This is a genomic window from Desulforamulus reducens MI-1, assembly GCF_000016165.1.
GTDB lineage: Bacteria > Bacillota > Desulfotomaculia > Desulfotomaculales > Desulfotomaculaceae > Desulfotomaculum > Desulfotomaculum reducens.
This window is the reverse complement of the sequence record NC_009253.1, coordinates 2,119,382-2,142,978: the sequence shown is the minus strand read 5'-3', so window position 1 is coordinate 2,142,978 and position 23,597 is coordinate 2,119,382. Positions and strand designations below refer to the sequence as shown.

The window sequence follows — 23,597 nt, the reverse complement described above, 5'->3', positions numbered from 1 at the left end:
TTGGATAACAGGGATAATAAGAATAAGGAGGTGAACATCTTGGCTCTATCCCCAGAAAAGAAGAATGAAATTATTGAGAATTTTAAGACTCACGAAGGTGATACAGGTTCTCCTGAGGTTCAAATTGCTCTATTAACCGAGCGTATTAATCAATTAACCATGCACCTAAAGTCCTTTAAGAAGGATCACCACTCCCGTCGTGGTCTCTTAAAAATGGTAGGTCAACGTCGTGCATTACTTAACTACCTGCGTGACCGTAACTTTGATCGGTATCGTACTATCTTAGAAAAACTTGGATTACGTAAATAATAAAAGTGGGCTATCTTGCCCACTTTTATTATTTTTATATTGGTTTAAAAATAAAGAACTTGTATTTTTCTCATATTAAGAAGGAAATACTATTAAAAATGTCGAATTGCTAAGATTTGTCAAGTACAGAACTTTGGAGGTAAGAAGAGTGTCTGAAAATCAAGTATTAATCAGGGAAATATCCTTGGGGGGAAGAACCCTCACTCTGGAAACAGGTCGAATGGCCAAGCAGGCCAGTGGGGCTGTGCTGGTAACTTATGGAGAAACTGTTGTTCTGGTAACGGCTACAGTGGCTAAAAACACCCGGGATATTGATTTCTTCCCGCTAACAGTGGATTATGAAGAGAGACTCTATGCTGTTGGCAAAATCCCCGGAGGATTTATTAAAAGGGAAGGTCGTCCTAGCGAAAAAGCAATCTTATCTGGTCGCTTAATTGACCGCCCAATTCGTCCACTTTTTCCTAAGCACATGAGAAACGAAGTGCAGGTAGTGGCCACAGTAATGTCAGTGGATCAGGATAATGCACCTGAAATAGCTGCTATGATTGGGGCATCAGCCGCCTTACATATTTCCAAAATCCCCTTGAAAAAGCCCATTGGTGGGGTCATTGTTGGAAGAGTGGATGGACAGTTTGTCATTAATCCAATGGTTCGCCAAGCAGAAAACAGTGATATGCACCTTGTTGTGGCAGGCACAGATGATGCTGTAATGATGGTTGAGGCAGGTGCCAAAGAAGTACCCGAGAGCGAAATGCTTGAAGGCATTATGTATGGACACGAAAAAGTAAAAGAAATTGTTAAATTTATTGAAGACTTTAGAACAGAAGCTTTGGGCATGGGATTAGCCTTTGAGAAAATGGAGATTCCTGAACCACAATTTGACTCCAATATGTCAGAAGCTATTTTAACAATTGCTGAAGAAGCAATTCGGGAAGCCGTTCTGCATTGTTCTAGGGAGAAGCTAACCAAAAAGCAACGAGAAGTCTATATGGATGAGGTTATGTCAGGACTGCAAGAAAAATTCTTAGAACAATTTCCTGAGAACCCTAAAGAAGTTACTATGTTGATTGAAAAGGCCGAAAAGAAAGTTGTCCGTCGGATAATTACCCATGATAAACTTCGCATTGATGGTAGGGCAATCGATGAAATCCGCCCTATCTCAGTAGAAGTTGGGGTACTGCCACGTACCCATGGAACTGGATTGTTTACCAGAGGACAAACACAAATTCTGTCTGTTGCTACCCTAGGGTCCATTAGTGAAGAGCAGATATTAGATGGCCTTGGTGTTGAAGAAAGTAAGCGTTATATGCATCATTATAATTTCCCACCCTTTAGCACCGGTGAAACAAAGCCCATGAGATCTCCTGGCCGTCGTGAAATTGGTCATGGTGCCTTGGCAGAAAGGGCACTGGAACCAATGATACCGCCTGAAGAAGTATTCCCATATACCATTCGGGTGGTATCTGAAGCCATTGAATCAAATGGGTCTACATCAATGGGAAGTGTATGTGGCAGTACCCTTTCCTTAATGGATGCTGGTGTTCCATTAAAAGCACCTGTTGCTGGTGTAGCCATGGGGTTAATCATGGAGGAAGATCAGTTTACTGTCCTCACTGATATTCAGGGCTTAGAAGACCACTTAGGGGATATGGACTTTAAAGTTGCTGGATCCGCCAATGGTGTTACGGCTCTCCAGATGGATATTAAAATCCCTGGTATCACCAGAGAAGTCTTTGAACAAGCTCTGGAACAAGCCCATCGTGGCCGGATGTTTATTTTAGGAAAAATGTTGGAGGTTCTGTCTACTCCTAGAGCTGAAATCTCTGTGCATGCTCCGGCCATTATCCGTACAAGTATCCATCCCGATAAAATCAGGGATATCATTGGACCTGGTGGCAAAATTATTAAGAAATTGGTCGAAGAAACTGGTGCAGATATTGATATCGAGGATGATGGAAGAGTATTTATTGCGGCTGTTGACCGAGAGAAGGGTAAACGGGCGTTGGAAATTATTCAGTCTATAACAGCCGAAGTTCAAGTTGGCAAGCTATACAATGGTAAAGTAACTAGAGTAACCGATTTTGGTTGCTTTGTAGAAGTAATTCCCGGTGTTATGGGGCTACCAGGCAAAGAGGGACTGGTCCATATTTCACAGTTGGCTTTCCAAAGGGTTGAGAAAACCGAAGATATTGTTAAAGAAGGGGAAGTAATAGCCGTTAAAGCCATTGGTTATGATCAACAGGGCAGGTTGAAACTTTCTAAAAAAGAAGCCATGAGGGATATGGGACTGGCACCAGCCGAAAGCACTTCAGAACAACCAGAAAAAAGAGAACGAAGACCTTTTAGTCGTCCAAAAGCTACCAAGGAATAAAATCACATTAGCCGGTAAAATGGAGTTTTCTTTTGATTAAACTTCCGTTTGCCGGCTATATGTTTTTCGTGAGGGCTTATTATAAACAATATGGGCTAAACCTGCTATTCGAACTTTGCCAACCTCCCAAAGTATCTATAAAATGATAGTATCTGGTAGAGTAGACTAGAGCTTATAAAAGAGGTGGTAGTATCGATAAGAAAACATGGCTATCCATATTGTTAATCGTGCCAATTCTATTTGGGATGCTGCTTTTTCAGGGGGAGGCAGAAGCTTATCTGGGTGACAGAACCTTAAAACTTGGTATACAAGGTTATGATGTACAACAATTACAAAATAACCTAAACTATCTAGGCTATAAAGCTGGAAAAAGTGATGGAATTTTTGGGTGGCAAACCTACAATTCAGTAAAGCAATTTCAGGCTCGAAATGGACTGAAAGTCGATGGGGTGGTTGGTCGGGCCACTGCCAGGACTATGATTGCGCAGGTTAGTGGAAATAGTGGCCAGAGGCCCAGGACGGCTTCTGTGGCCACTGCAACTACATCGCGGGGTTCTCTTCCGTTGTCAAGGCAAGATATTTATGATTTAGCAAGGGTGGTGCATGGTGAGGCCAGAGGAGAGTCCTTCGAGGGGCAGGTTGCAGTTGCGGCAGTGGTCTTAAATAGGGTACTCTCGGGTCAGTTTGGACGTACTGTTCAGGATGTGATTTTTCAACCCTGGGCCTTTACAGCTGTAAATGATGGACAATTTTACTTGCAGCCTAATGAAGCCTCCTTTCGTGCAGTAGAAGCGGCTATCAAAGGCTGGGATCCCACAAGGGGTGCTATCTACTATTGGAATCCCAAAACTGCCACTAGCCGGTGGATTTGGAGTAGACCTATTTCCTTGAAAATTGGTAATCATGTTTTTGCTAATTAAATAACCCCCATAAGGCGAAACAACGAATGATATAAAGCCCCTCATTTTGAGGGGTTTTATATTTGTTCAGAAATAATCCTGCATCTAGAGGCATACAGTTTGAAGAAGAGGAAAACTTAGGGGGGAGAATATGCGAATATTATTTATTCGAAGGGGCTGGTTATATAAGACGGTTCTTTGGCTACTGATTGTCCTCTTTTTAATTGGTTTAGGTGTTTTAGCTACCAATGAAAAACATGAAAGGGTTTTTGCACCTATATATCAAGGCAGTGATAAGGAAAAGAAAATAGCTTTAGCCTGTAATGTTTTTTGGGGAGAAGAATACATACCTAAAATGCTAGAGATTTTTGAGGATGAAAACATTAAAATTACCTTCTTTGCCGGTGGCACCTGGGTGGAAGACTTTCCTGAGTTACTTAAGAAAATGGATGGTGCAGGGCATGAAATTGGCTCCCATGGTTATTCACATCCTCATCCAGATCGCCTGAGTAAAAATGGCAATATAAGTGATATGCAAAGGGCAGAGAAACTGATCTATGATGCAATTCATAAAAGACCAAAGCTATATGCACCCCCCTATGGAGAAAAGGGTCCAGCAGTATTAAAGGCCGCCCAGGAACAGGGATATTCCTTTATACTCTGGAGTATCGACACCATTGACTGGCAGAGGCCGGCTCCGGCAATAATTAAACAAAGGGTGGTTAGTAAGGCCCATAACGGAGCAATTGTGTTAATGCATCCAACAGACCCCACAGTTAAAGCACTTCCCGAAATGATCAAACAATTGAAAAGTGAAGGCTTTGAATTTGTTAAAGTGGGAGAGATTATTGAAGGTATTCCGCAAAATGTTGAATCTGAAAAAAGAAAGACATATAAATAGTCATAGGCTAGCTTAAAAGGGGGATACTTACATTGATACTCCATAATTGTCTATAATCTTAAATATAAAAAGGGTTTTTTGTAAATCATGGAGAAGGTTCCATAATTGCGCTTCCAGGGGGTGTTGTAGTGTTTTATCAAAAAGAAGTACTACCAAATGGAGTAAGAATATTAACACAACAAGTATCCCATGTCCGCTCAGTGGCCATGGGGATTTGGGTGGATGTTGGTTCCCGGGATGAAAGTGATGAAACAGCTGGAATTTCTCACTATATTGAACATATGATGTTTAAAGGAACAAAGCATCGAACACCCAAACAAATTGCTGAAGAATTGGATGCAGTGGGAGGGCAATTGAATGCCTTTACCACAAAAGAGTACACTTGTTACTATGCCAAGGTATTGGATGAACATTTTAATCTAGCAGTCGATGTTCTAACAGATATGTTATTTCACTCAAATATATCCGAACTGGACGTAGAGCGAGAAAAGAATGTTATCTTGGAAGAAATTAAAATGTATGAGGATGCACCAGATGAACTGGTTCATGACATGTTTGCTAAGACCATATGGGCAGGACACCCACTGGGCAGACCTATCATTGGTACTACAGAAACTGTCAGCAGTTTTTCCTATCAGGATTTACGTTTATTTATGAAAGAGAACTATGCTCCCAATCGTATTGTGGTCTCGGTATCAGGTAATATCACACACCAGCAGGTGATAAACAAACTTGCACCGTTATTTGGCAATATGAGCGGAAATCAAGTGAGAAGGCAACTTGAAAAACCCACTCACAGCATTGAAGTAAATTGTCGGAGCAAAGAAACGGAACAAGTACATATGGTAATCGGGGCACCGGGGTTGCGTCTGGATGATGATAGTTTATATATTGCCCAGGTTATCAACACTGTTTTGGGCGGAGGTCTTTCCTCTAGACTGTTTCAAGAAATAAGGGAACAGAGGGGGTTGGTTTACTCAGTATATTCGTACCATAGTTCCTACCATGACACGGGTATTTTCGGAGTTTATGCTGGCCTAAGCAAGCAGAATGTAAACAATGCCATGGAACTTATTTTTAAGGAAATAAAAGATATTAAGCAGAATGGCATATCCCAAAAGGAATTGCAAAGGGCCAAGGATCAACTCAAAGGAAACCTTTTGCTTTCATTGGAAAGTGTTAATACACATATGAGCAGGTTGGGCAAGTCCGAGCTATATTTGGGTAAGGTCTACAGCCCTGAAGAAATTGTAGAAAAATTAAATCGTGTTACACTAGAAGATACCGTGAGGGTTGCTGAAGAATTGTTTCAGCCGGATAAATTCTCCATGGCCGCTATTGGTCCCTGGCAGGATTGCGGTGATTTGAAGAAGGTTCTGGAAACCCTAAAAGATTAAAAACCCCCCCTCATAAGAGGGGGTTTTTAATCAAATTGGTTGAATGTAGATATTATGTCATATTTACCCAACCACTTCCATAGAATTTACTAGGGAGGTGGGAGTATTGTTAGGAAGCATCATTGTTGGACTGTTTGCTACTTTTTTTGTAATTTTTTCTATGAAAGAGCGAATGAGAGTAAAACAAATGCGTAAAGAATGGGATGCAATAGGGGAAAGTAAATCCTCGGCACTTTCTGAATCCTTGGCAGGACTCGTGGGGACTGCGGGCGGTATTTATTTGTCCCTTGTAATGCTAACTACTTTTTTAGAAATTGATGTACCCTCCAGAGTTTCAATTTCTGTTGTATCACTGGAACCTATGGCAGCCATATCCTTTATCTTAGCAGTCCTGAGTCCCTTTTTTAATCGTATATTTTATGGGCTTAAAAGGCTAAGATTTAGATAAGGAGGGATTCCTTTGCGGTTAGGCGAGTTGGTTGGAAAAGAAATTGTCAATATTAATAATGGTGCAAGACTGGGAATCGTGGGGGAATCCGATGTTACCATTGATGTTGAATCCGGCACAGTGGTTTCCATTATTTTACCAAGGAGAACGAACTTTGTTACGATGTGGATGGATAAGCAACATATGATAATCCCTTGGGATAGTATCCGCAAAATAGGAGAAGAAGTTATTATTATAGAGATGGATCAGTGTAATCCTGTGTTACAAAAATATTCTTATTAATCCCAATCAGGGATTTTTTTATTACAAAGAACGAAAGAGGCATATTATTGACAGTATATTGCTATATTATTGTTCAAAAGACAAAATATTCCTACTATGAACACCAGGTATACAATACACTGGATGTATCTAACTTGACAATCCTAAATGTGGTAATGGATAATTAAATTCAAAACAGTCTTTGACCTGCATAAATATAAAGGTGGTGGTTTTGTGATTAAAGTTGTAGTAGCAGGTGCTCTAGGTAAAATGGGCCAGGAGTCCTGCAAGGCAGTATTAAATGCAGAAGGAATGGAATTAGTGGGAGCTATGGATTGCAAGGAATTTCATGGATCCATTGGATCATTCCTGGGTAAGCCAGAGGTAAATATTCAAATATCTAATAATATCGAGCAAGTCCTACTAGAGCTAAAGCCGGATGTTTTAATTGATTTTACACGTCCTGGTGTTGTTCAGGAAAATATAGAATTGGCATTGAAGCATGGTGTAAGACCGGTTATTGGAACCACTGGAATGGCTGCATCGGAAATAGAAGGGTTCATAAAATCAGCTTCAGAAAAGAAAATAGGAGGCCTCATTGTACCAAACTTTGCCATTGGGGCGCTCCTAATGATAAAATTTGCAACCGAAGCAGCGAAATACTTTCCCAATGTGGAAATTATTGAGCTTCATCATGACCAGAAAATGGATGCTCCTTCAGGGACTGCCCTTAAGACAGCAGAATCCATTGCCTCAGTAAGGGGGAACATGTCCCAGGGTATGCCCAGTGAGTTCGAAAAGATTGATGGTGCCCGGGGTGGGGACTTTGAGGGAATGAAAATTCACAGTATTCGATTACCTGGTTTTGTGGCTCACCAGGAGGTAATTTTTGGTGGTACTGGGCAAACCCTCTCCATTCGCCATGATTCCATTGCTAGAGAATCCTTTATGCCGGGACTCATATTGGCAGTAAGAAAGGTTATGAGTTTGGACCATATGGTCTATGGATTAGAAAACATATTGTTTGAATAACTAAATATGGCATTTTCCGCACTGACTGTAGGCCTTACGTACAAGCACCACCCCTTCCGATCTTTCATATCATGTAGTGTGTCACAGATGGCAGAGAGGAGGGTGAAAAATGCAGCCCGATTTAAAAGGAGTAAAAGTGGCTGTTCTAGGTGGTGATGCCAGGGAGATTGTACTGGTTTCTACTTTATCTCGTCTGGGTGCCTATGTGAGGGTAGTGGGGTTACCTGTTAAAAACGATCCTCCCCATGTCACACTTTACCAAAGCCTAGAAGAAGCGCTGGAGGAAGTTCAAGCAGTCATATTACCGGTACCAGGTATCCTTGAGAGTGGCAATCTCTATTGTGTATATGAAGAGAAACCACTGGTACTTTCGGAAGCGTTGCTTGTTAAGCTACCTCCCCAGGCTCCAATTTTTGTTGGTTTTGCCCGACCTAAGTTGAAAGAAATTGTACAAAGAAGCAATGTAAAACTTATTACGGTACTTGATCTGGATGAAGTTGCAATTTTAAACTCCATTCCCTCAGCGGAGGGGGCTGTTCAGATGGCTATGGAGAACACTGCAATCACCATTCATAACAGTGAATCCTTTGTGTTAGGATTTGGACGTACCGGAGCAAGTATTGCAAGATTACTTCACGGTATGGGGGCAAAGGTCACTGTTGTGGCAAGGTCGGCAACTCATAGGGCCAGGGCATACGAGATGGGTATGAAGTCAATATCCTTTGAGGAATTACCTGATGCAATAACCCAGGCAGAGATTATTTTTAATACTGTTCCCATATTGATTTTAACAAACTGCATCTTAAACAAGACAAGGGAGGATGCAGTGATAATTGACGTTGCCTCCCCACCCGGTGGGACAGATTTTGAGGCTGCAGCGAGATTAGGTATTAAAGCCCTCTTAGCACCGGGACTTCCCGGTAAAGTGGCACCAAAAACCGCTGGGCAAATTCTTTCCAGGGTAATACCTAATTTGTTGGCCCAAGAGTTGCAACGAAAGAGCGGACAGTAGAAAGGCTTACGGAGGTGCGGAATATGCGTTTAAAAGGACTTCGCGTTGGTTTTGCTCTTACAGGATCTCATTGCTGTTTAGATGAAATAATGCCCAAAATCCAAGAAATAGTAAATGAAGGTGCAGAAGTTTATCCCATTGTTAGTATTGCTGTTGATACCATAGATACCCGTTTTGGCACAGCTAAAAAATGGCGGGATATGTTAGCCGACATAACTGGTAAGGAACCAATCAATACCATTACCGGTGCTGAACCTGTGGGACCCCAAAAACTAGTGGACATTGTTATAATAGCTCCCTGTACAGGGAATACAATGGCCAAATTAGCCAATGGTATCACGGATACACCGGTACTAATGGCTGCGAAAGCACATTTGCGTAATCAGAAACCAGTTATCCTTGGCATATCCACCAATGATGGATTGGGTATCAACGCAAAAAATCTGGGATTGCTTATTAACACCAAGAACATATATATGGTACCATTTGGTCAGGATAGTCCTGCCGGAAAACCAAATTCCTTAAAATACAGAATCGATCTTATTATCGATACCATTGAACAGGCACTGCAGGGAAAACAAATACAGCCCGTGCTAGTTCAACACTAGCAGAAGCCGGTCGGGGGTATCTAAGGATCTTCAAGGAGGGGAAACTTGTTTGAATACAGTTAATCTAGTTATTGTTGGTGCTACTGGAGCAGTAGGGAAAGAAATTTTAAATATATTAAAAGAGCGCAATTTTCCTATTAATAAGTTAAGACTTTGTGCCACTTCCCGCTCTGCAGGGACTGAAATAGAGTTCCAAGGTCATAAGTATCTGGTTGAAGAAACCACCCCCGATTCCTTTAACGGGATGGATGTAGCTTTGTTTGCTGGTGGAAAAGCAAGTTTAGAGTTTGGGAAAGCAGCGGTTGAACGTGGTTGCGTAGTTATTGATAACAGTAGTAATTATCGAATGGATCCCGAGGTTCCTTTGGTGGTGCCGGAAGTAAACCCGGAGGATGTTAAAAAACACAAAGGAATCATCGCCAATCCCAACTGTTCTACCATTATTATGGTAGTTGCTTTAAAACCCCTTCATGATGCTGCTGGCATTAAGCGGGTTGTTGTATCAACTTATCAAGCTGTATCTGGAGCTGGTAAGGAGGGAATTGAAGAATTAACTGAACAGGTGAAAGCAACCCTTGACGGAAGGGAATATCCTCCTAATAAATTTGCACATCAGATTGCCTTTAATCTAATTCCACATATTGATGTATTTCAAGAAATGGATTACACCAAAGAAGAGTGGAAAATGGTTAAAGAAACACAAAAAATTATGCATGATGACAATATTAAAATCACTGCTACCACTGTTCGGGTACCAATTTACCGTAGCCACTCGGAGTCCATTAATATCGAAACAGAAGAAAAAATTACAGCTGACCAGGCCAGAGAAATATTGGCCAATGCACCTGGGATCATTGTTCAGGATGATGTGACCAATAAGGTTTATCCTATGCCTCTGTTTACATCAGACCGTGATGAAGTGTTTGTAGGACGTATTCGTGAAGACAATACCATTGATAAGGGTCTGAATCTTTGGGTGGTGGGTGACCAGATTCGCAAGGGTGCGGCCACCAACGCCGTTCAAATTGCTGAATTAGTGCTAAAATATGACAGCTTAATGAAGAAGGAGTAAATATGCGTTTTATTATCCAAAAATTTGGTGGAACTTCTCTGGTTACCCAGGAACTTAGGGAGCTAGTAGCAAACAAAATTATTGCTGCTGTAGATGAGGGGTTTTCACCGGTTGTTGTGGTATCTGCCATTGGTCGAGCGGGTGAACCCTATGCCACAGATACGTTACTCAATTTTGCATTATCCATAAACCGTGACATTCCACCCAGAGAAATGGATATGTTAATGTCCTGTGGTGAGATTATATCTGGGGTAGCAATGGCTAATACACTCCAGCGCATGGGACATCAGGCAGTTTTATTAACAGGGGCTCAAGCGGGTATCATAACAGATGATAATTTCAATGATGCACGGATTATTCGAGTTGAGCCTCAAAATGTTATTAAGCATGTGGAACAAGGGAAAATTGTTATAGTAACAGGGTTTCAAGGCATCTGTCAAGGTGGCGACATAACGACCCTAGGCCGCGGTGGCAGTGATACCACAGCATCTGCATTGGGAGTAGCCCTCAATGCAGAGTATATTGATATCTATACAGATGTGGAAGGTATTATGACAGCGGACCCCCGGATTGTGGAGGACGCAAGGATTTTAGATTCAGTAACTTATAATGAAATATGCCAGCTGGCCCATGAAGGAGCAAAGGTTATTCACCCTAGGGCAGTGGAAATAGCAATGCAAAAAAATATCCCTCTTCGTGTTCGATCTACCTTTTTGGATTCCCCAGGAACCCTGGTGACCAGTCATCATGGAGTTTATGGAACCATAGATATTACAAGGGATCGATTGGCATGTGGTGTTACCCATATTGCAGGGGTTACACAGTTAAAAATAATTGCCAAGGATATTGCAGTGGAAGATCCAGCATTGCGAATATTCCGGGCACTGGCCTTAGCAGATATCAGTATAGATTTTATTAATGTCAGTCCAGAGTTAATAATGTTAACAGTGAAGGATGAAGTTGCAAAGAAGGCTGTTGATGTATTGGAAAATCTAAGTGTTTTTCCGCAAGTGAAACCAAATTGTGCCAAAGTATCTACGGTTGGCGCAGGGATGACGGGGGTTCCTGGTGTTATGGCCAGCATTATTCAGGCATTGACAGAAGAAGGGGTTGAAATACTGCAGTCCTCCGACTCCCATACAACAATCTGGGTCTTAGTTGAAAAGGAAAACATGAAGAAAGCCATACGTGCCTTGCATCGAAAGTTTAAGTTAGGTCAAAGGGAATAAGGTTATTGAGGGGATGTGAAAGTCAATGTCAACAGTGGATTTTGGCAGGGTTATTACGGCCATGGTGACACCTTTTCATCCAGATATGTCCGTGAATTATACCCAGGCTAAAAAACTAAGCAGATATCTGGTGGAAAATGGTTCAGATGGTTTGGTTGTTAGTGGAACCACTGGAGAATCTCCTACCCTGAACAAGGATGAAAAGATTCAATTATTTAAAGCAGTGGTAGAAGAAGTTGGAGGGCAGGCAACGGTTATTGCTGGGACCGGAAGTTATGATACCGCCAGCAGTATTATCCTAACCAAAGAAGCTGAAAAGGTTGGTTGTGATGGAGTTATGCTGGTGGCTCCCTATTACAACAAACCATCCCAGGAAGGACTCTATCAGCATTTTCGCACTATCGCTGAATGTACCAGCTTGCCAGTAATGCTTTACAATATTCCGGGGCGGACTGGAATTAATGTTTTGCCCGCCACAGTGGAAAGACTGGCCAAGGATGTACCAAACATTGTGGCCATTAAAGAAGCGGCTGGGGATATCAATCAGGTATCTGAATTACGTCGCATCCTACCTGAGGATTTTATCATCTTTAGCGGAGATGACTCTTTGACACTACCAATGCTGTCCTTAGGATGCAAGGGGATTGTTAGTGTGGCGGCTCATATTGCCGGTAAGCAAATACAGGAGATGATTGATGCCTTTACTTCTGGGAATACAACCCTTGCGGCTAATCTCCATAAAGAACTTTTCCCGATCTTTAAGGGGTTGTTTATAACATCCAATCCAGTTCCGGTCAAAGCAGCCTTAAACCTAAAGGGGCTTGCGGTAGGTGGTGTGAGATTACCCTTAGTTGAGGCGACGGCCAAGGAAATCGAAACTGTAAAAAATATTATGAATAACCTCCATTTATTGTAAGAATAAAGGATACACTTTTTGTGTATCCTTTTGTATTATTTTGGCACTTACGGGTAATTATATTGCCGTTAGGGATTAATTTGAGTATAATTTATTGCGTAGGTGTTAAGGAACGGTTTTCCACGTCAGTATAAAATCACATATTTCCCCGCCTTCTCCTAGTTTCTCACCGTAAAATTACTTTATTTGTAGCAATTTTAATTGACACTAGATATATTTTAGGAGGTGCGGTTTTGGCTAAAGAACCAAAATTAGCTGTAATTCCTTTGGGGGGATTAGGCGAGATCGGTAAAAATATGACTGCGGTGAGATTTGGGGAAAATATTGTACTTATTGACTGTGGTTTAATGTTTCCAGAAGAGGAAATGCTGGGTATAGATATTGTAATCCCGGATATTACTTACCTATTGGAGCATAAGGAACAGGTTTTGGGTATTTTGCTTACACATGGTCACGAGGACCACATAGGTGCGCTACCATATGTTTTACGACAAATCAATGTTCCTGTATATGGGTCTAAGCTGGCCCTAGGGCTAGTACAAGGAAAATTAAAGGAACATAATTTGTTGGATCAGGTGAAATTGCATACGGTAAAACCAAGAGATACCATTCATATAGGGCCTTTCAGGATTGAATTTATCAGAGTGTCTCATAGTATACCGGATGCAATGGCCATTGCTATTCATACACCTGTGGGGACATTGTTGCATACAGGAGATTTTAAAATTGACCAAACACCGGTAGATGGCGAGGTCATTGATCTTCCAAGATTTGCAGCTCTGGGAGAAAAGGGTGTATTAGTAATGATGTCGGATAGTACCAATGTTGAGCGGCCGGGCTATACCATGTCTGAGAGGGTGGTTGGTAATACCTTTGACGAAACCTTCAGGCATGCCCAGGAAAGAATCATTATTGCAACCTTTGCATCCAACGTCCACCGACTTCAGCAGGCAATTTCAGTTGCCCATAAGTATGACCGTCATGTGGCAGTAGTGGGACGAAGTATGGTAAATGTCATGCAAGTAGCCAGTGAATTGGGATACATTCATATACCGGAGGGTACTTTAATCGAATTAGATGAAGCCGCTAGACTGCCCAAAAATAAGGTTGTCCTTATTACCACAGGCAGTCAAGGTGAACCTATGTCTGCATTAACCCGAATTGCTATGAATGACCATCGGCAAGTTGATATTATGCCGGGAGATACTGTCATCATCTCTGCTACCCCGATACCCGGCAATGAGAAATTAGTTGCTCGGATTATTGATCAACTTTTTAAGTTGGGTGCTAAGGTAATTTATGAAGCTGTTTCCGGGATTCATGTTTCTGGTCACCCCAGTCAAGAAGAATTAAAGTTAATGCTTAATTTAGTTCGCCCTAAATTCTTTATACCTGTTCATGGAGAATATAGAATGCTGAAGAAGCATGCGGAGTTGGCCCGTGAACTTGGAATCCCTGGAGAAAATATTTTTGTGGGCGAAAATGGCCAGGTCTTTGAGTTTTCCCGTAGGTATGGCAGAATGGCAGGAAGAGTGACTTCGGGAAAAATTCTTGTGGACGGGCTAGGCGTTGGGGATGTTGGAAATATTGTTTTGCGAGATAGAAAGCAATTATCGCAGGATGGTATTTTAATCGTGGTTGTAACCATGGATAAACAAAACAATAAGGTTCTAGCAGGACCTGACATTGTTTCGAGGGGATTTGTCTATGTTCGCGAATCGGAAATTCTGATGGAAGAAGCAAAAAATAAGGTTAAACTAGCCTTAGATAAATGTTGTACCCGTGGAATTTCGGAATGGGCAGCAATTAAGTCTCAAGTTAGAGATGACTTAGGCAAGTTTTTATACGAAAGAACTAGGAGAAGGCCAATGATCTTACCGATCATCATGGAAGTATAAGGTTAAAACCCCTGTCCTACATCAAAAGGACAGGGGTTTTTTCTATGGTATATTGGAAAGTATAACAGTCCCGATATGCTTAAGGTAACTGAGCCTTAGGCTGTTGTAAAAGTTCTTGTTAACCAAGCTTTCTTAAGGAATAAAAAATGTATAAAAAACTTCTCCAAATTTAACATAACCATACATTTTACAGAGAATATGCAAGCATACTAGTACCAAGGTACTAGAAAAACAAGAGGAGTGACTCTTTTAATGGTAATGAGACCAAGTTATACTGCTGATAATCCCGGACAAGTCCCCTTCAATCCGAATCCCCTGCAGCCTCCCGGTATCCCACCTATGCCCCAACCAAATCCTGCGGCCCCTGGAGTTCCTGGCACGCCCAAGCGTGTAACAGGACAAGCTAAAGGAACTTTGGAAAACATTAAAGAATTGGGAACGCCTACAATCCCGGAAAATATAAAAAGCAATATTCATTGTGTCACAATAGTGGGTCAGATTGAAGGACATATTATGTTGCCCGCCCAAAATAAAACTACAAAATATGAACATATCATACCTCAGTTGGTAGGAATTGAACAAGATGATAATGTTGAAGGCGTATTATTGGTTCTTAATACAGTGGGTGGAGATGTGGAAGCAGGTTTAGCCATTGCAGAAGTTGTTGCAACAATGACAAAACCTACCGTAACTTTGGTGTTGGGAGGAGGACATAGCATAGGCGTACCCATTGCTGTATCAAGTAAATATAGTTACATTGCGCCTACCGCATCTATGACAATCCATCCAATCAGGCTCAATGGGTTAGTCATAGGCGTACCTCAAACCTATGATTATCTGGATAAAATGCAGGACAGAGTTATCCGATTTGTAACCGAACATTCAAGAGTAACAGAAGAAAAATTTAGACAATTAATGTTTAAGACCGGAGAACTTGCCAGGGATATTGGCACAGTGGTTATTGGTAAAGATGCTGTGGAAACCGGGTTAATCGATGCTGTTGGTGGTGTTGGTCAAGCTATGTGTAAACTAAAGGAATTAATTGAGGAGCAGAAAGGTAAGGAGAGGTGTCAGTTGCAATGATTTTATGGACATCACTCCCCTTAGAATATGTATTAGAAGGTTTCAATAATAATACCTATGCAGCTTATGAGGCATCCGAAGTGGCAGGAATACCGGTTTTGTTGGAAAAGATTGAAACAGGTCAAAGACGAGTGGTAAGGATTAATAGTACGGATCCGACCCACTTTTTACGTAAGGACGTTTATCCTGGTTTGGTAACCACTTAGAAAAAACGAAACTTCACGAGAGCTAGTTTAACTATGCATAGGAAAATGCTATGCTTTTTGATATGCTCGAATAAGCCCCTCCTAAAAGGAAAAGGAGGGGCTTTCTTTAGCAAATCAGAAAGTATAAAACTTTCCGACTTGTATAAGGGCAATTAAGGCTTACGCTGTCGCCTAAAGGCTCTTGTGCCCTATAGGGTATGGCGTAAGCTAATGTTTTGCAAACAAAATGGCACCTGATTAGGTGCCATTTTGTTTACCTTGGAAAGAACTGCTGCTGAGTCTCGCCATAATTGTATGGATACTGTTGTGGGTTGTAATAGGGCTGTGCGTAGGTTTGATAACCCACTCCTTGGTTGTTATTCAGCATGTTTGGTTGATTTTGGATGGCCTGATATTGTGCTTGTTGGTGCTGGGTAGCCATACTTTGTTGTTGCTCATTCAGCATTTTTTGTGCACCGCTCTGTACTTGAGTAACCATATTTTGTTCAGCCATCATAGGCTTATGCCAGCCCTGCTGATTGGCAAAGTTATATACCTGTACTTGTTCTTCAAAGGTTCTGTTCAGGATGTTAATATAATCCTGGCGAAGCTGTGCATCGGAGCACTCCAGAATTTTAGATGTTAAACAAGAAGCATCCCATTTTAATTGGTTAAGCATAGCTAAACACAGGTTTTTATCGGTAACTTGGTCTCCTTGCATGATAAACCTCCTTTCAGTTATTGGATATTTCCAATATTGGTGTGCTGTACTAATCGTTGAAAACAATCCATGCGGCTACGTGCAATGTTCTGGCAAATTTGTTGTAGCTGGGGATTGCTAGCCTCCTGAGCAAAATGATTAAATTGCCCAACCATGTTGGTTTCTAGCATCAAATGACTTTCTAAGTCAAGCAATTCCCGAGCCGTTGTTTTTCCCTTTGTATGGGGCATGGGGTGAACCCTCCTTTCTTTACTAAAGGTAGATTAAAAGATATTTCATATGTTAATATGTTTTGGTATCCTTTTCTTTATTCGGGAAATTCTCTTATTGCAAGGATAAAAGGGTTTTGGAAATTTCTGTAGTATATATTACTTGGAGGTGCCACGCCTTGGATTTATTAAAGAAATTAAAGAATGATTTAAAATATGAAATCTTTGGCATAGGTTTAATATCAATTGCTGTGCTAGGACTGATTAGTTTTGCCAATACACCCTTGGGGGCAATCGGGGGTTTTGTGGGACGCGTATTAAAGGGTCTCTTTGGTACCTGTGGAGGGGTCGCTTTGATGTTTCTCTTTGGCTTTTTTGGTATAAAGCTTATCATAGACCGAAGGCGTACCCCAGTGAATATTAAAGCCTATGGAGCAATACTATTATTTTTTCTCATCCTAACATCTTTAAGTCTTTTTAGTCCCATAAAAGGTACCTTTATAGAAATTTTAATGGGAATTACCGATGCGGCTACAGCTGGTACTGGTGGTGGGCTTATTGGCTCAATGCTGGCCTTTTTGTTAATACAATCCTTCGGAAAAGCAGGTACTTATATTCTATTAACTTCGGGATTTATCGTATCCCTTTTACTGATGACCAATATTTCTATGGCAGTGCTTGCTCAGAAAACAACCTTTAAGGCCAAGGAATGTGTTGAACACACCGGGAAAAGGTTAAATGATTTTTTGTTTACAGAAGTTGAGGAAAGTATGGAGTCAGAAAAACCTAAGGAAAGAACAATTACGCCAGTCATTATTAATGGTTCTCAGGATGAGATTGACTTTCCGGTTGTTGATCAAAATAAAGAGGATATGAATAATAAAGAAAAAACAGGTCCCCTTAATTTTGTTATTAATAAAAGACCCAAAACTACTGTTTTAGAACAAGCGTCTCCCTTAGAACCAGAAAGGGATGAAGCCGATATCACCTATAGTCAGTTATCTTTGAATGATATGAGCTCATTTAATCTACCACCATTAAGCATACTGTCTCGTCCTATGAAGGCAAGTAAAAATATCTCCAGTGCAAAGGATATCACTGATAATATTGCTAAACTGGAAGAGACCTTAGAAAGCTTTGGGATCAAGGCTAAGGTTACACAGGTGTCCCGTGGTCCAGCCATCACTCGTTATGAAATACAGCCTCCTGCTGGTGTAAAAGTAAGTCGAATTGTTGGCTTGGCCGATGACATTGCTTTATCTATGGCTGCACCGGATGTCCGTATAGAAGCACCCATACCTGGTAAAGCAGCGGTGGGAATTGAGGTTCCCAATAAAGAAATTTCCATGGTTCATATTAGAGACTTACTGGAAGCAAAAGAATTTAGTAATGCAAGTTCCAGCTTAACGGTGGCTCTGGGCAAGGATATAGCAGGGACGCCGATAATGGCTGATTTGACAAAAATGCCGCACCTGCTAATTGCCGGTGCGACCGGGGCGGGAAAAAGTGTTTGTATTAACACGCTGATTTCCAGCATTCTCTTTAAAGCCACACCAGATGAAGTCAAATTTCTCATGATAGATCCGAAGATGGTTGAACTAGCCACCTATAACGGTATACCTCATCTGGTTTCTCCGGTTGTAACCAATCCTAAGAAGGCTGCCACCACACTACGATGGGCCGTCCGGGAGATGGAAAAGCGATATGAGTTGTTTGCCAAGGCTGGGGTTCGTAATATCACCATGTATAACAACCTGTTTAGTGAAAACGAACCCGGTACTGGTCAGAATCGCTTACCTTTAATGGTAGTAATTATTGATGAGTTGGCTGACTTAATGATGGTTGCTCCGGCTGATGTAGAAGATGCCATATGTCGTTTAGCACAAATGGCTCGGGCTGCTGGCATTCATCTAGTTGTAGCCACACAACGTCCGTCAGTGGATGTCATTACCGGTTTGATAAAAGCAAACATTCCTTCCAGAATTTCCTTTGCAGTGTCATCCCAGGTGGATTCAAGAACCATTCTTGATATGGCAGGGGCAGAGAAGCTATTGGGTAAGGGTGATATGTTGTACTTTCCGGTGGGTGCTTCAAAACCAATAAGGGTACAGGGAGCCTTTTTGTCTGATAGGGAAGTGGAGGATGTCGTCTCTTTTTTGAAAAAGCAATCTGAACCTATCTATGATGATACGGTGGTTAAAGAAGACCCAAAGGCAAAACAAGAGGCAGAGGTTGAAGATGATCTTTTACCTGAGGCTGTTCGCATTTTAATAGAAACTGGTCATGCATCAATCTCCATGTTACAGCGTCGACTCCATATTGGGTATGCGAGGGCAGCGAGGTTAATTGACATAATGGAGAAAAAAGGCATTGTAGGGGGTTATGAGGGTAGTAAACCAAGGACCATTTTAATGACCATGGAACAATACATACAAACTTTTAAAGAAAATAAACAAGAGTAACTTTATATAATGGTCAACTTGCATAAGTTGACCATTATTGATGTGCATGCTATACTGACTTTGATTAACATTACCTAAATATGCCTAAATGTAGAGTGGCGATAGAATTTTGGCGAATTAGATAGGAAATCCTAAAGTCATAGGGTTTTTTATCTAATTCTTTTTGCAGGATAAAAAAAGAAAAACTAGAATAGATGCGACAAGGAAGTAAGACAATATGCTAAAAGATATTTTCATTAATCAAGCTTTACAACAAAATGATGCTTGTTTTATTGATTTACGGTCAGAGGGAGAATTTGCAGAAGGTTCGATTCCTGGTGCAATAAACATTCCTTTATTTACAAATGAAGAAAGGGCAAAGGTTGGCATAGTATACAAACAGGTTGGGACGGAAGCCGCCAAAAGATTGGGTTTAGAAATTGCAAGCCCAAAACTTCCGGCACTATATGATGATATTTCAAAATTGGCTAAGGATAAAACGGTTTTTCTTTACTGTTGGCGTGGAGGAATGCGTAGCAAATATGCAGCCTCGATCTTAAATACCCTAGGCATAAACCTTTATCGGATACAGGGTGGTTATAAAGCTTATCGTAAGCATATACATGCTTATTTAGATCAGGACTTGATACCGCATAAATGCATTGTTTTACATGGTTTAACCGGAGTAGGGAAAACCATTGTTTTAAATAACTTAAATAGGTTTGGCATACCTGTTTTAGATTTAGAATCTATTGCCTGTCATAGAGGATCAGCCTATGGTAAGATTGGTTTGCCAGAATCACCTTCCCAAAAGGATTTTGAGTCAAGTATTGTACAAACCCTTATAAGAGCAGAAGATAAAGGAATGGTAGCTGTAGAGTGTGAAAGTCGCAGAGTGGGTAAACTAATCGTACCAACTTCAGTTTTCAACGCCATGTCACAGGGTTATCGAGTTTTAATGTATGCTTCAATAGAGAAGCGGGTGCAAAGGATTATAGATGAATATACAAAGGGCCCTGATAATAATATTGAAATGCTGAAGTTAAGTACAGCCCTATTAAAGAAGTCTCTTGGAAACAAAACTGTAGAAGAATTAAATCAAAAGATCGATGAAAGAAAGTTTGAGGAGGTTATTCCTTACCTTTTAACAAAGTATTACGATCCTCTATATAAATATCCTGATTCACCCAACGATGAATATGATTTATCTGTTGATTGTGATGATTTAAATGAAGCCACAGGTATAATTGCGAATTGGGTAACATCTTTACCCGAGTATGGTATACCAGCGAAAATCGGAGGTGACGATGGTGGCAGTAGGGGAAGCTTTAAGGAGCGCAAGAAAAGAAAAGGGTTACTCGTTTGAATACTTAGAAGAGGCAACCAAGATTAGAGCGAAATATCTTGAAGCCTTAGAAAATGAAGAATTTGATATTTTGCCTGGGCCTGTGTATGCAAAGGCCTTCTTAAGAACCTATGCAAAATATCTTGAGATTAATACAGAAGAAATCATGGAAGAATATGGCCAAATCACACAGGATAATCAACCTCCTGTTGAAGAAAAAAAACAAGCTGACCCAGAACCTGTTATTTCAGGGAACAAAATGTGGAGATATGTTGCAGCAGGACTGGCCATTGTATCATTGCTAGCCTTTAACACCTTTTATAATAACAGTGGTCAAACAAAAGATAACAAGCCGGATTTACCTAAGACAGCACAGGATAATTTAAATAGTTCAGCAGAAAAGACACCTAGTCAAATTAATGTACCCACAAAACCCCGCACCCCACAGGAAATGGATGGGGTAAGGGTTGTTTTGAAAGTTACTGAAAAACAAAGTTGGATGCAAGTTGAAGCGGATGGTAATACCGTCTTTAGTGGTTTGGTAGGAGCAGGGGAAATGAAAGACTTTAAAGCTCAGGAGAAGATCTTTCTTCATGTGGGAAATGCCGGTGTAGTAGAAGTGAATGTCAACGGAAAGAACCTTGGCCGTCTCGGAGAAAATGGTAAGGTTGTAAGAATACCATTTAACGCTGGCGAAGATCCTAAATTAACACAGGGATAGGGGAGACTAAGCTCCTTATTCATCTTTAACAAGGGCTTTACAGTTGGGACACCTTTCTGGATTTCCTTCGTAGAAAATTCCGCAATGGGGACATTTCAAAAGAATATTTGCGGTAATATCCACAGGTCCCTTATTATAGCTTTTATGCCTCTTTTCTCTTATGTTGGATTGGAAGAGGTAAAAAGGGATGACTGCTGCGGGTACAAAAAAAGTACCTAGTGCCCACCGAAAAGAAGATTCAAAGGAATAACCCTGTTTACGTGTATCCCAAAATATCCATAAAGCGCCCAAGACTCCCATTAATAACCAAAGAATATGCATTATGATCACCTCTTGCGTATTTTAACCTATATTATACTAAAAATAACCCGACTTAAGTCGGGTTATTTTTAGTATATAGGAAGTATTGACCTCCCTAAATGTACTAGAGATACGAAGGTTGCCTCGGGATTTAAAACATTAGAGGATTATACAAACTATGTTTTTCTAAAAAAAAATATCAAGTTATACTTTAAAACTGGTCAACCTGAGGTTCCTGATTCTGGGGCATTTTGTTGGAGAAGGATTGGTTTTCTGAATAATCAATGTCACAACTGCAATCCTTGGCTTTGTATGCTAAATATCCCATTGCAGCCAAAGATGCAACATGAACTACCCAGAAGCCAAGATTAGGATATCTCCACGTGTTATTACGCATCATAAAACAATCACCTCCAGATGATTTTATTTTATTTTTCCGTTTTCATTTTGTTTTTACTCCTGTTTATCATGATTTGAAAAAATAAATAAGGTATACTATAAACTTAGATACGGAAAGTAAAGTTTAAAAACCCAATAACATCAAGGTCTAATAACCATTTTTTGTTGTAAAAAATTTGACAGAAAAAGAGGGTACACCGCCCCTTCTACGGAATTGTTTAGCGTCCAAACAAAACATTCCAAAAGGATGGTGACCCTCTGAAATGATGGTATCACAATTTATTACCACAAATCAACTTGAAACTTTGACCCGTCAACAACGACGTGATTTGGAACGTAAATATCAGAAGAAATTACATTCTCTTCAACGCCTGACTAGCAAAAGTGATCTTCCGATTAGCTTTGACAATACTTCTGTAACTGCTTATGGAAATTTTGGCATACTAGAGGCGTTTAAGCAAGCCATTGATTTCAAGGGTATGCTTAAAGGGGTTTCCCTTAAGCGACATCATAACTGTAAATACTCTGATACAGGGTTGTTAGATACAATCATTGATGCCCTTTCCTTGGGATTATTACGGTTTTCTCATATGAATGCTCTGCAAACTGACCCTGGATACCAGAAAATTAAAGAAGTAACACAAGTGCCTGACGAAAGCACTTTGCGGAACTTTCTATCTCTTATCTGTGAGCAGGAGGCATTAAACCAATTGCCTCTGGTGAATCAGGAAATGCTGTCCTTAAAGGCCAAATCCGATCAGCCCCGTGAAGTCTGGCTAGATATTGATGACAGTGTCCTCACTGTTTTTGGGAAACAGGAAGGATCAAAAGTCGGTTACAATCCTCGGTACCACGGGAGGCCTTCCTACAAGGTAAAGGTAGCATTTATCTCTGGAACTTGCGAACTAGTCAATGCCGGGTTATATAGTGGGAACGTCGCCAGCAATGGCCAATTTATGGAATTCCTTAAAGAGACATTAGAGATCTTAGCTGCCCAGAATATCCTCGTAAAAGGTATCCGCATAGATAAAGGTTTCTTTGATGAGGATAACTTTGCCTACCTGGAAGAACAGGGCATCGAGTATATTTGTAAGGCTAAACTCACCAGTAATATGAGAAAGGTCATTAAATACCTTGATGACCAGAACCAGTGGCAGTCTTTGAGCAACCATTATGCTGCAGCAGAAATCACCATTCCATTACCTAAATGGTCCAAAGCCCGCAGGTTTGTATTTATCCGTGAAACTCAAGAACCTAAGGCATGCGGCGATCAACTTAACTTTGACCTGAAGACATTCGACTACCAGGTGATAATTACTTCTAGTGACGAGCACAACCCAGAGGAGGTATGGCACGAATACAATAAGCGTTGCAATATCGAAAACAAAATTGATGAACTCAAGGTTGGCTTAGGCTTTGAAAAAATGAGCCAAGCAGAGATGGATCGAAACAAAGCCTTTATGTGGCTCAAAGTATTATCGTATAACCTTCTCAACTGGTTTCGCTTGGCCTTATTGGATGGCAAAGACAGCCGTGCTGAAGTGCCCACTATCCGCCGTAAAATACTGAATGTACCTGGGAACATTGTAGGCAACAACCGTTACCGCCATATAAAGTTAGCCCCTAATCCCTGGCTGCAAAAGGCATTGAAGAATGCTAAGGAAAAATTACAAGAATTCCTTTGCATACAGGCATGGGTTGCCGTAAGTTCAGGTTAAACAAACTCGAGACTAATCGAATTAATCAAATATGATATCACTGATCCAAAAAAGATGGGTCTTATTAACTGCACCCTAAAATCTAGCTTTTTATTGGAGTATACAGCAGTGATAACGCTTTC

General features: G+C 40.8%; 23 protein-coding genes. 20 read left to right on the top strand and 3 right to left on the bottom strand.

Annotated elements, in window-relative coordinates; genetic code table 11:
• The first annotated feature begins 39 nt into the window (after nucleotides 1-39).
• From rpsO to DRED_RS10335, 16 genes are all read left to right on the top strand, one after another.
• Nucleotides 40-309, top strand: a complete 270-nt coding sequence (gene rpsO, locus DRED_RS10410) for a 30S ribosomal protein S15 (RefSeq protein WP_011878280.1) — start codon at nucleotides 40-42, stop codon at nucleotides 307-309.
• 148 nt (nucleotides 310-457) lie between these two features.
• Nucleotides 458-2,680 (top strand): polyribonucleotide nucleotidyltransferase, encoded by a 2,223-nt coding sequence (locus tag DRED_RS10405; protein WP_011878279.1) that lies wholly within the window; start codon nucleotides 458-460, stop codon nucleotides 2,678-2,680.
• Nucleotides 2,681-2,907: 227 nt separating this feature from the next.
• Nucleotides 2,908-3,600, top strand: coding sequence for a spore cortex-lytic enzyme (sleB, locus tag DRED_RS10400; RefSeq protein WP_238442501.1), 693 nt, complete (start codon nucleotides 2,908-2,910; stop codon nucleotides 3,598-3,600).
• 130 nt (nucleotides 3,601-3,730) lie between these two features.
• A complete protein-coding gene (locus DRED_RS10395) occupies nucleotides 3,731-4,480 on the top strand; it encodes a polysaccharide deacetylase family protein (RefSeq protein ID WP_011878277.1) in 750 nt (249 codons plus the stop codon).
• A gap of 128 nt (nucleotides 4,481-4,608) precedes the next feature.
• Nucleotides 4,609-5,877 carry a M16 family metallopeptidase gene (locus DRED_RS10390; protein WP_011878276.1) on the top strand — a complete coding sequence of 423 codons (1,269 nt, stop codon included), beginning with the start codon at nucleotides 4,609-4,611 and terminating at the stop codon, nucleotides 5,875-5,877.
• Between the two features lie 97 nt (nucleotides 5,878-5,974).
• Nucleotides 5,975-6,325 (top strand): hypothetical protein, encoded by a 351-nt coding sequence (locus DRED_RS10385; protein ID WP_011878275.1) that lies wholly within the window; start codon nucleotides 5,975-5,977, stop codon nucleotides 6,323-6,325.
• Nucleotides 6,326-6,337: 12 nt separating this feature from the next.
• Nucleotides 6,338-6,607: a YlmC/YmxH family sporulation protein gene (locus tag DRED_RS10380; RefSeq protein ID WP_011878274.1), complete on the top strand. Its 270-nt coding sequence runs from the start codon at nucleotides 6,338-6,340 to the stop codon at nucleotides 6,605-6,607.
• A 213-nt stretch (nucleotides 6,608-6,820) separates the two neighbouring features.
• Nucleotides 6,821-7,618 carry a 4-hydroxy-tetrahydrodipicolinate reductase gene (dapB, locus tag DRED_RS10375; RefSeq protein WP_011878273.1) on the top strand — a complete coding sequence of 266 codons (798 nt, stop codon included), beginning with the start codon at nucleotides 6,821-6,823 and terminating at the stop codon, nucleotides 7,616-7,618.
• A gap of 109 nt (nucleotides 7,619-7,727) precedes the next feature.
• Nucleotides 7,728-8,630, top strand: coding sequence for a dipicolinate synthase subunit DpsA (gene dpsA / locus DRED_RS10370; protein ID WP_011878272.1), 903 nt, complete (start codon nucleotides 7,728-7,730; stop codon nucleotides 8,628-8,630).
• Between the two features lie 23 nt (nucleotides 8,631-8,653).
• Nucleotides 8,654-9,238 carry a dipicolinate synthase subunit B gene (locus tag DRED_RS10365; protein WP_011878271.1) on the top strand — a complete coding sequence of 195 codons (585 nt, stop codon included), beginning with the start codon at nucleotides 8,654-8,656 and terminating at the stop codon, nucleotides 9,236-9,238.
• A gap of 49 nt (nucleotides 9,239-9,287) precedes the next feature.
• Nucleotides 9,288-10,310 (top strand): aspartate-semialdehyde dehydrogenase, encoded by a 1,023-nt coding sequence (locus tag DRED_RS10360; RefSeq protein ID WP_011878270.1) that lies wholly within the window; start codon nucleotides 9,288-9,290, stop codon nucleotides 10,308-10,310.
• A gap of 2 nt (nucleotides 10,311-10,312) precedes the next feature.
• Nucleotides 10,313-11,539 (top strand): aspartate kinase, encoded by a 1,227-nt coding sequence (gene dapG, locus DRED_RS10355; protein WP_011878269.1) that lies wholly within the window; start codon nucleotides 10,313-10,315, stop codon nucleotides 11,537-11,539.
• 25 nt (nucleotides 11,540-11,564) lie between these two features.
• Nucleotides 11,565-12,455 (top strand): 4-hydroxy-tetrahydrodipicolinate synthase, encoded by an 891-nt coding sequence (gene dapA / locus DRED_RS10350; RefSeq protein WP_011878268.1) that lies wholly within the window; start codon nucleotides 11,565-11,567, stop codon nucleotides 12,453-12,455.
• A gap of 233 nt (nucleotides 12,456-12,688) precedes the next feature.
• Nucleotides 12,689-14,353, top strand: coding sequence for a ribonuclease J (locus DRED_RS10345; protein WP_011878267.1), 1,665 nt, complete (start codon nucleotides 12,689-12,691; stop codon nucleotides 14,351-14,353).
• Between the two features lie 252 nt (nucleotides 14,354-14,605).
• Nucleotides 14,606-15,436, top strand: coding sequence for a ClpP family protease (locus tag DRED_RS10340; protein WP_011878266.1), 831 nt, complete (start codon nucleotides 14,606-14,608; stop codon nucleotides 15,434-15,436).
• A complete protein-coding gene (locus DRED_RS10335) occupies nucleotides 15,433-15,642 on the top strand; it encodes a YlzJ-like family protein (RefSeq protein WP_041274579.1) in 210 nt (69 codons plus the stop codon). The genes DRED_RS10340 and DRED_RS10335 overlap by 4 nt, the downstream gene beginning before the upstream one ends.
• Nucleotides 15,643-15,895: 253 nt before the next feature.
• Here DRED_RS10335 and DRED_RS10330 read toward each other — a convergent pair whose 3' ends face one another.
• Both DRED_RS10330 and DRED_RS10325 read right to left on the bottom strand, forming a co-directional pair.
• Complete coding sequence (locus DRED_RS10330; protein ID WP_011878265.1) at nucleotides 15,896-16,342, bottom strand: spore coat protein; 447 nt, start codon at nucleotides 16,340-16,342, stop codon at nucleotides 15,896-15,898.
• 17 nt (nucleotides 16,343-16,359) lie between these two features.
• Nucleotides 16,360-16,572: a spore coat protein gene (locus DRED_RS10325; RefSeq protein ID WP_041274578.1), complete on the bottom strand. Its 213-nt coding sequence runs from the start codon at nucleotides 16,570-16,572 to the stop codon at nucleotides 16,360-16,362.
• A 158-nt stretch (nucleotides 16,573-16,730) separates the two neighbouring features.
• On the opposite strand from DRED_RS10325, the gene DRED_RS10320 reads away from it, so the two are divergent.
• From DRED_RS10320 to DRED_RS10310, 3 genes are all read left to right on the top strand, one after another.
• Nucleotides 16,731-19,013: an FtsK/SpoIIIE family DNA translocase gene (locus DRED_RS10320; protein ID WP_011878264.1), complete on the top strand. Its 2,283-nt coding sequence runs from the start codon at nucleotides 16,731-16,733 to the stop codon at nucleotides 19,011-19,013.
• Between the two features lie 217 nt (nucleotides 19,014-19,230).
• On the top strand, nucleotides 19,231-20,358 hold the full coding sequence (mnmH, locus tag DRED_RS10315) for a tRNA 2-selenouridine(34) synthase MnmH (RefSeq protein WP_011878263.1): 1,128 nt from the start codon (nucleotides 19,231-19,233) through the stop codon (nucleotides 20,356-20,358).
• On the top strand, nucleotides 20,300-21,058 hold the full coding sequence (locus tag DRED_RS10310; RefSeq protein WP_238442500.1) for a helix-turn-helix domain-containing protein: 759 nt from the start codon (nucleotides 20,300-20,302) through the stop codon (nucleotides 21,056-21,058). Before mnmH ends, DRED_RS10310 begins: the two co-directional genes overlap by 59 nt.
• A 511-nt stretch (nucleotides 21,059-21,569) precedes the next feature.
• Here DRED_RS10310 and DRED_RS10300 read toward each other — a convergent pair.
• Nucleotides 21,570-21,758, bottom strand: a complete 189-nt coding sequence (locus DRED_RS10300) for a hypothetical protein (RefSeq protein WP_238442499.1) — start codon at nucleotides 21,756-21,758, stop codon at nucleotides 21,570-21,572.
• Between the two features lie 262 nt (nucleotides 21,759-22,020).
• Here DRED_RS10300 and DRED_RS10295 point away from each other — a divergent pair, with 262 nt between their 5' ends.
• Nucleotides 22,021-23,475 (top strand): IS1380-like element ISDre2 family transposase, encoded by a 1,455-nt coding sequence (locus DRED_RS10295; protein ID WP_011876859.1) that lies wholly within the window; start codon nucleotides 22,021-22,023, stop codon nucleotides 23,473-23,475.
• Nucleotides 23,476-23,597 lie beyond the last annotated feature (122 nt).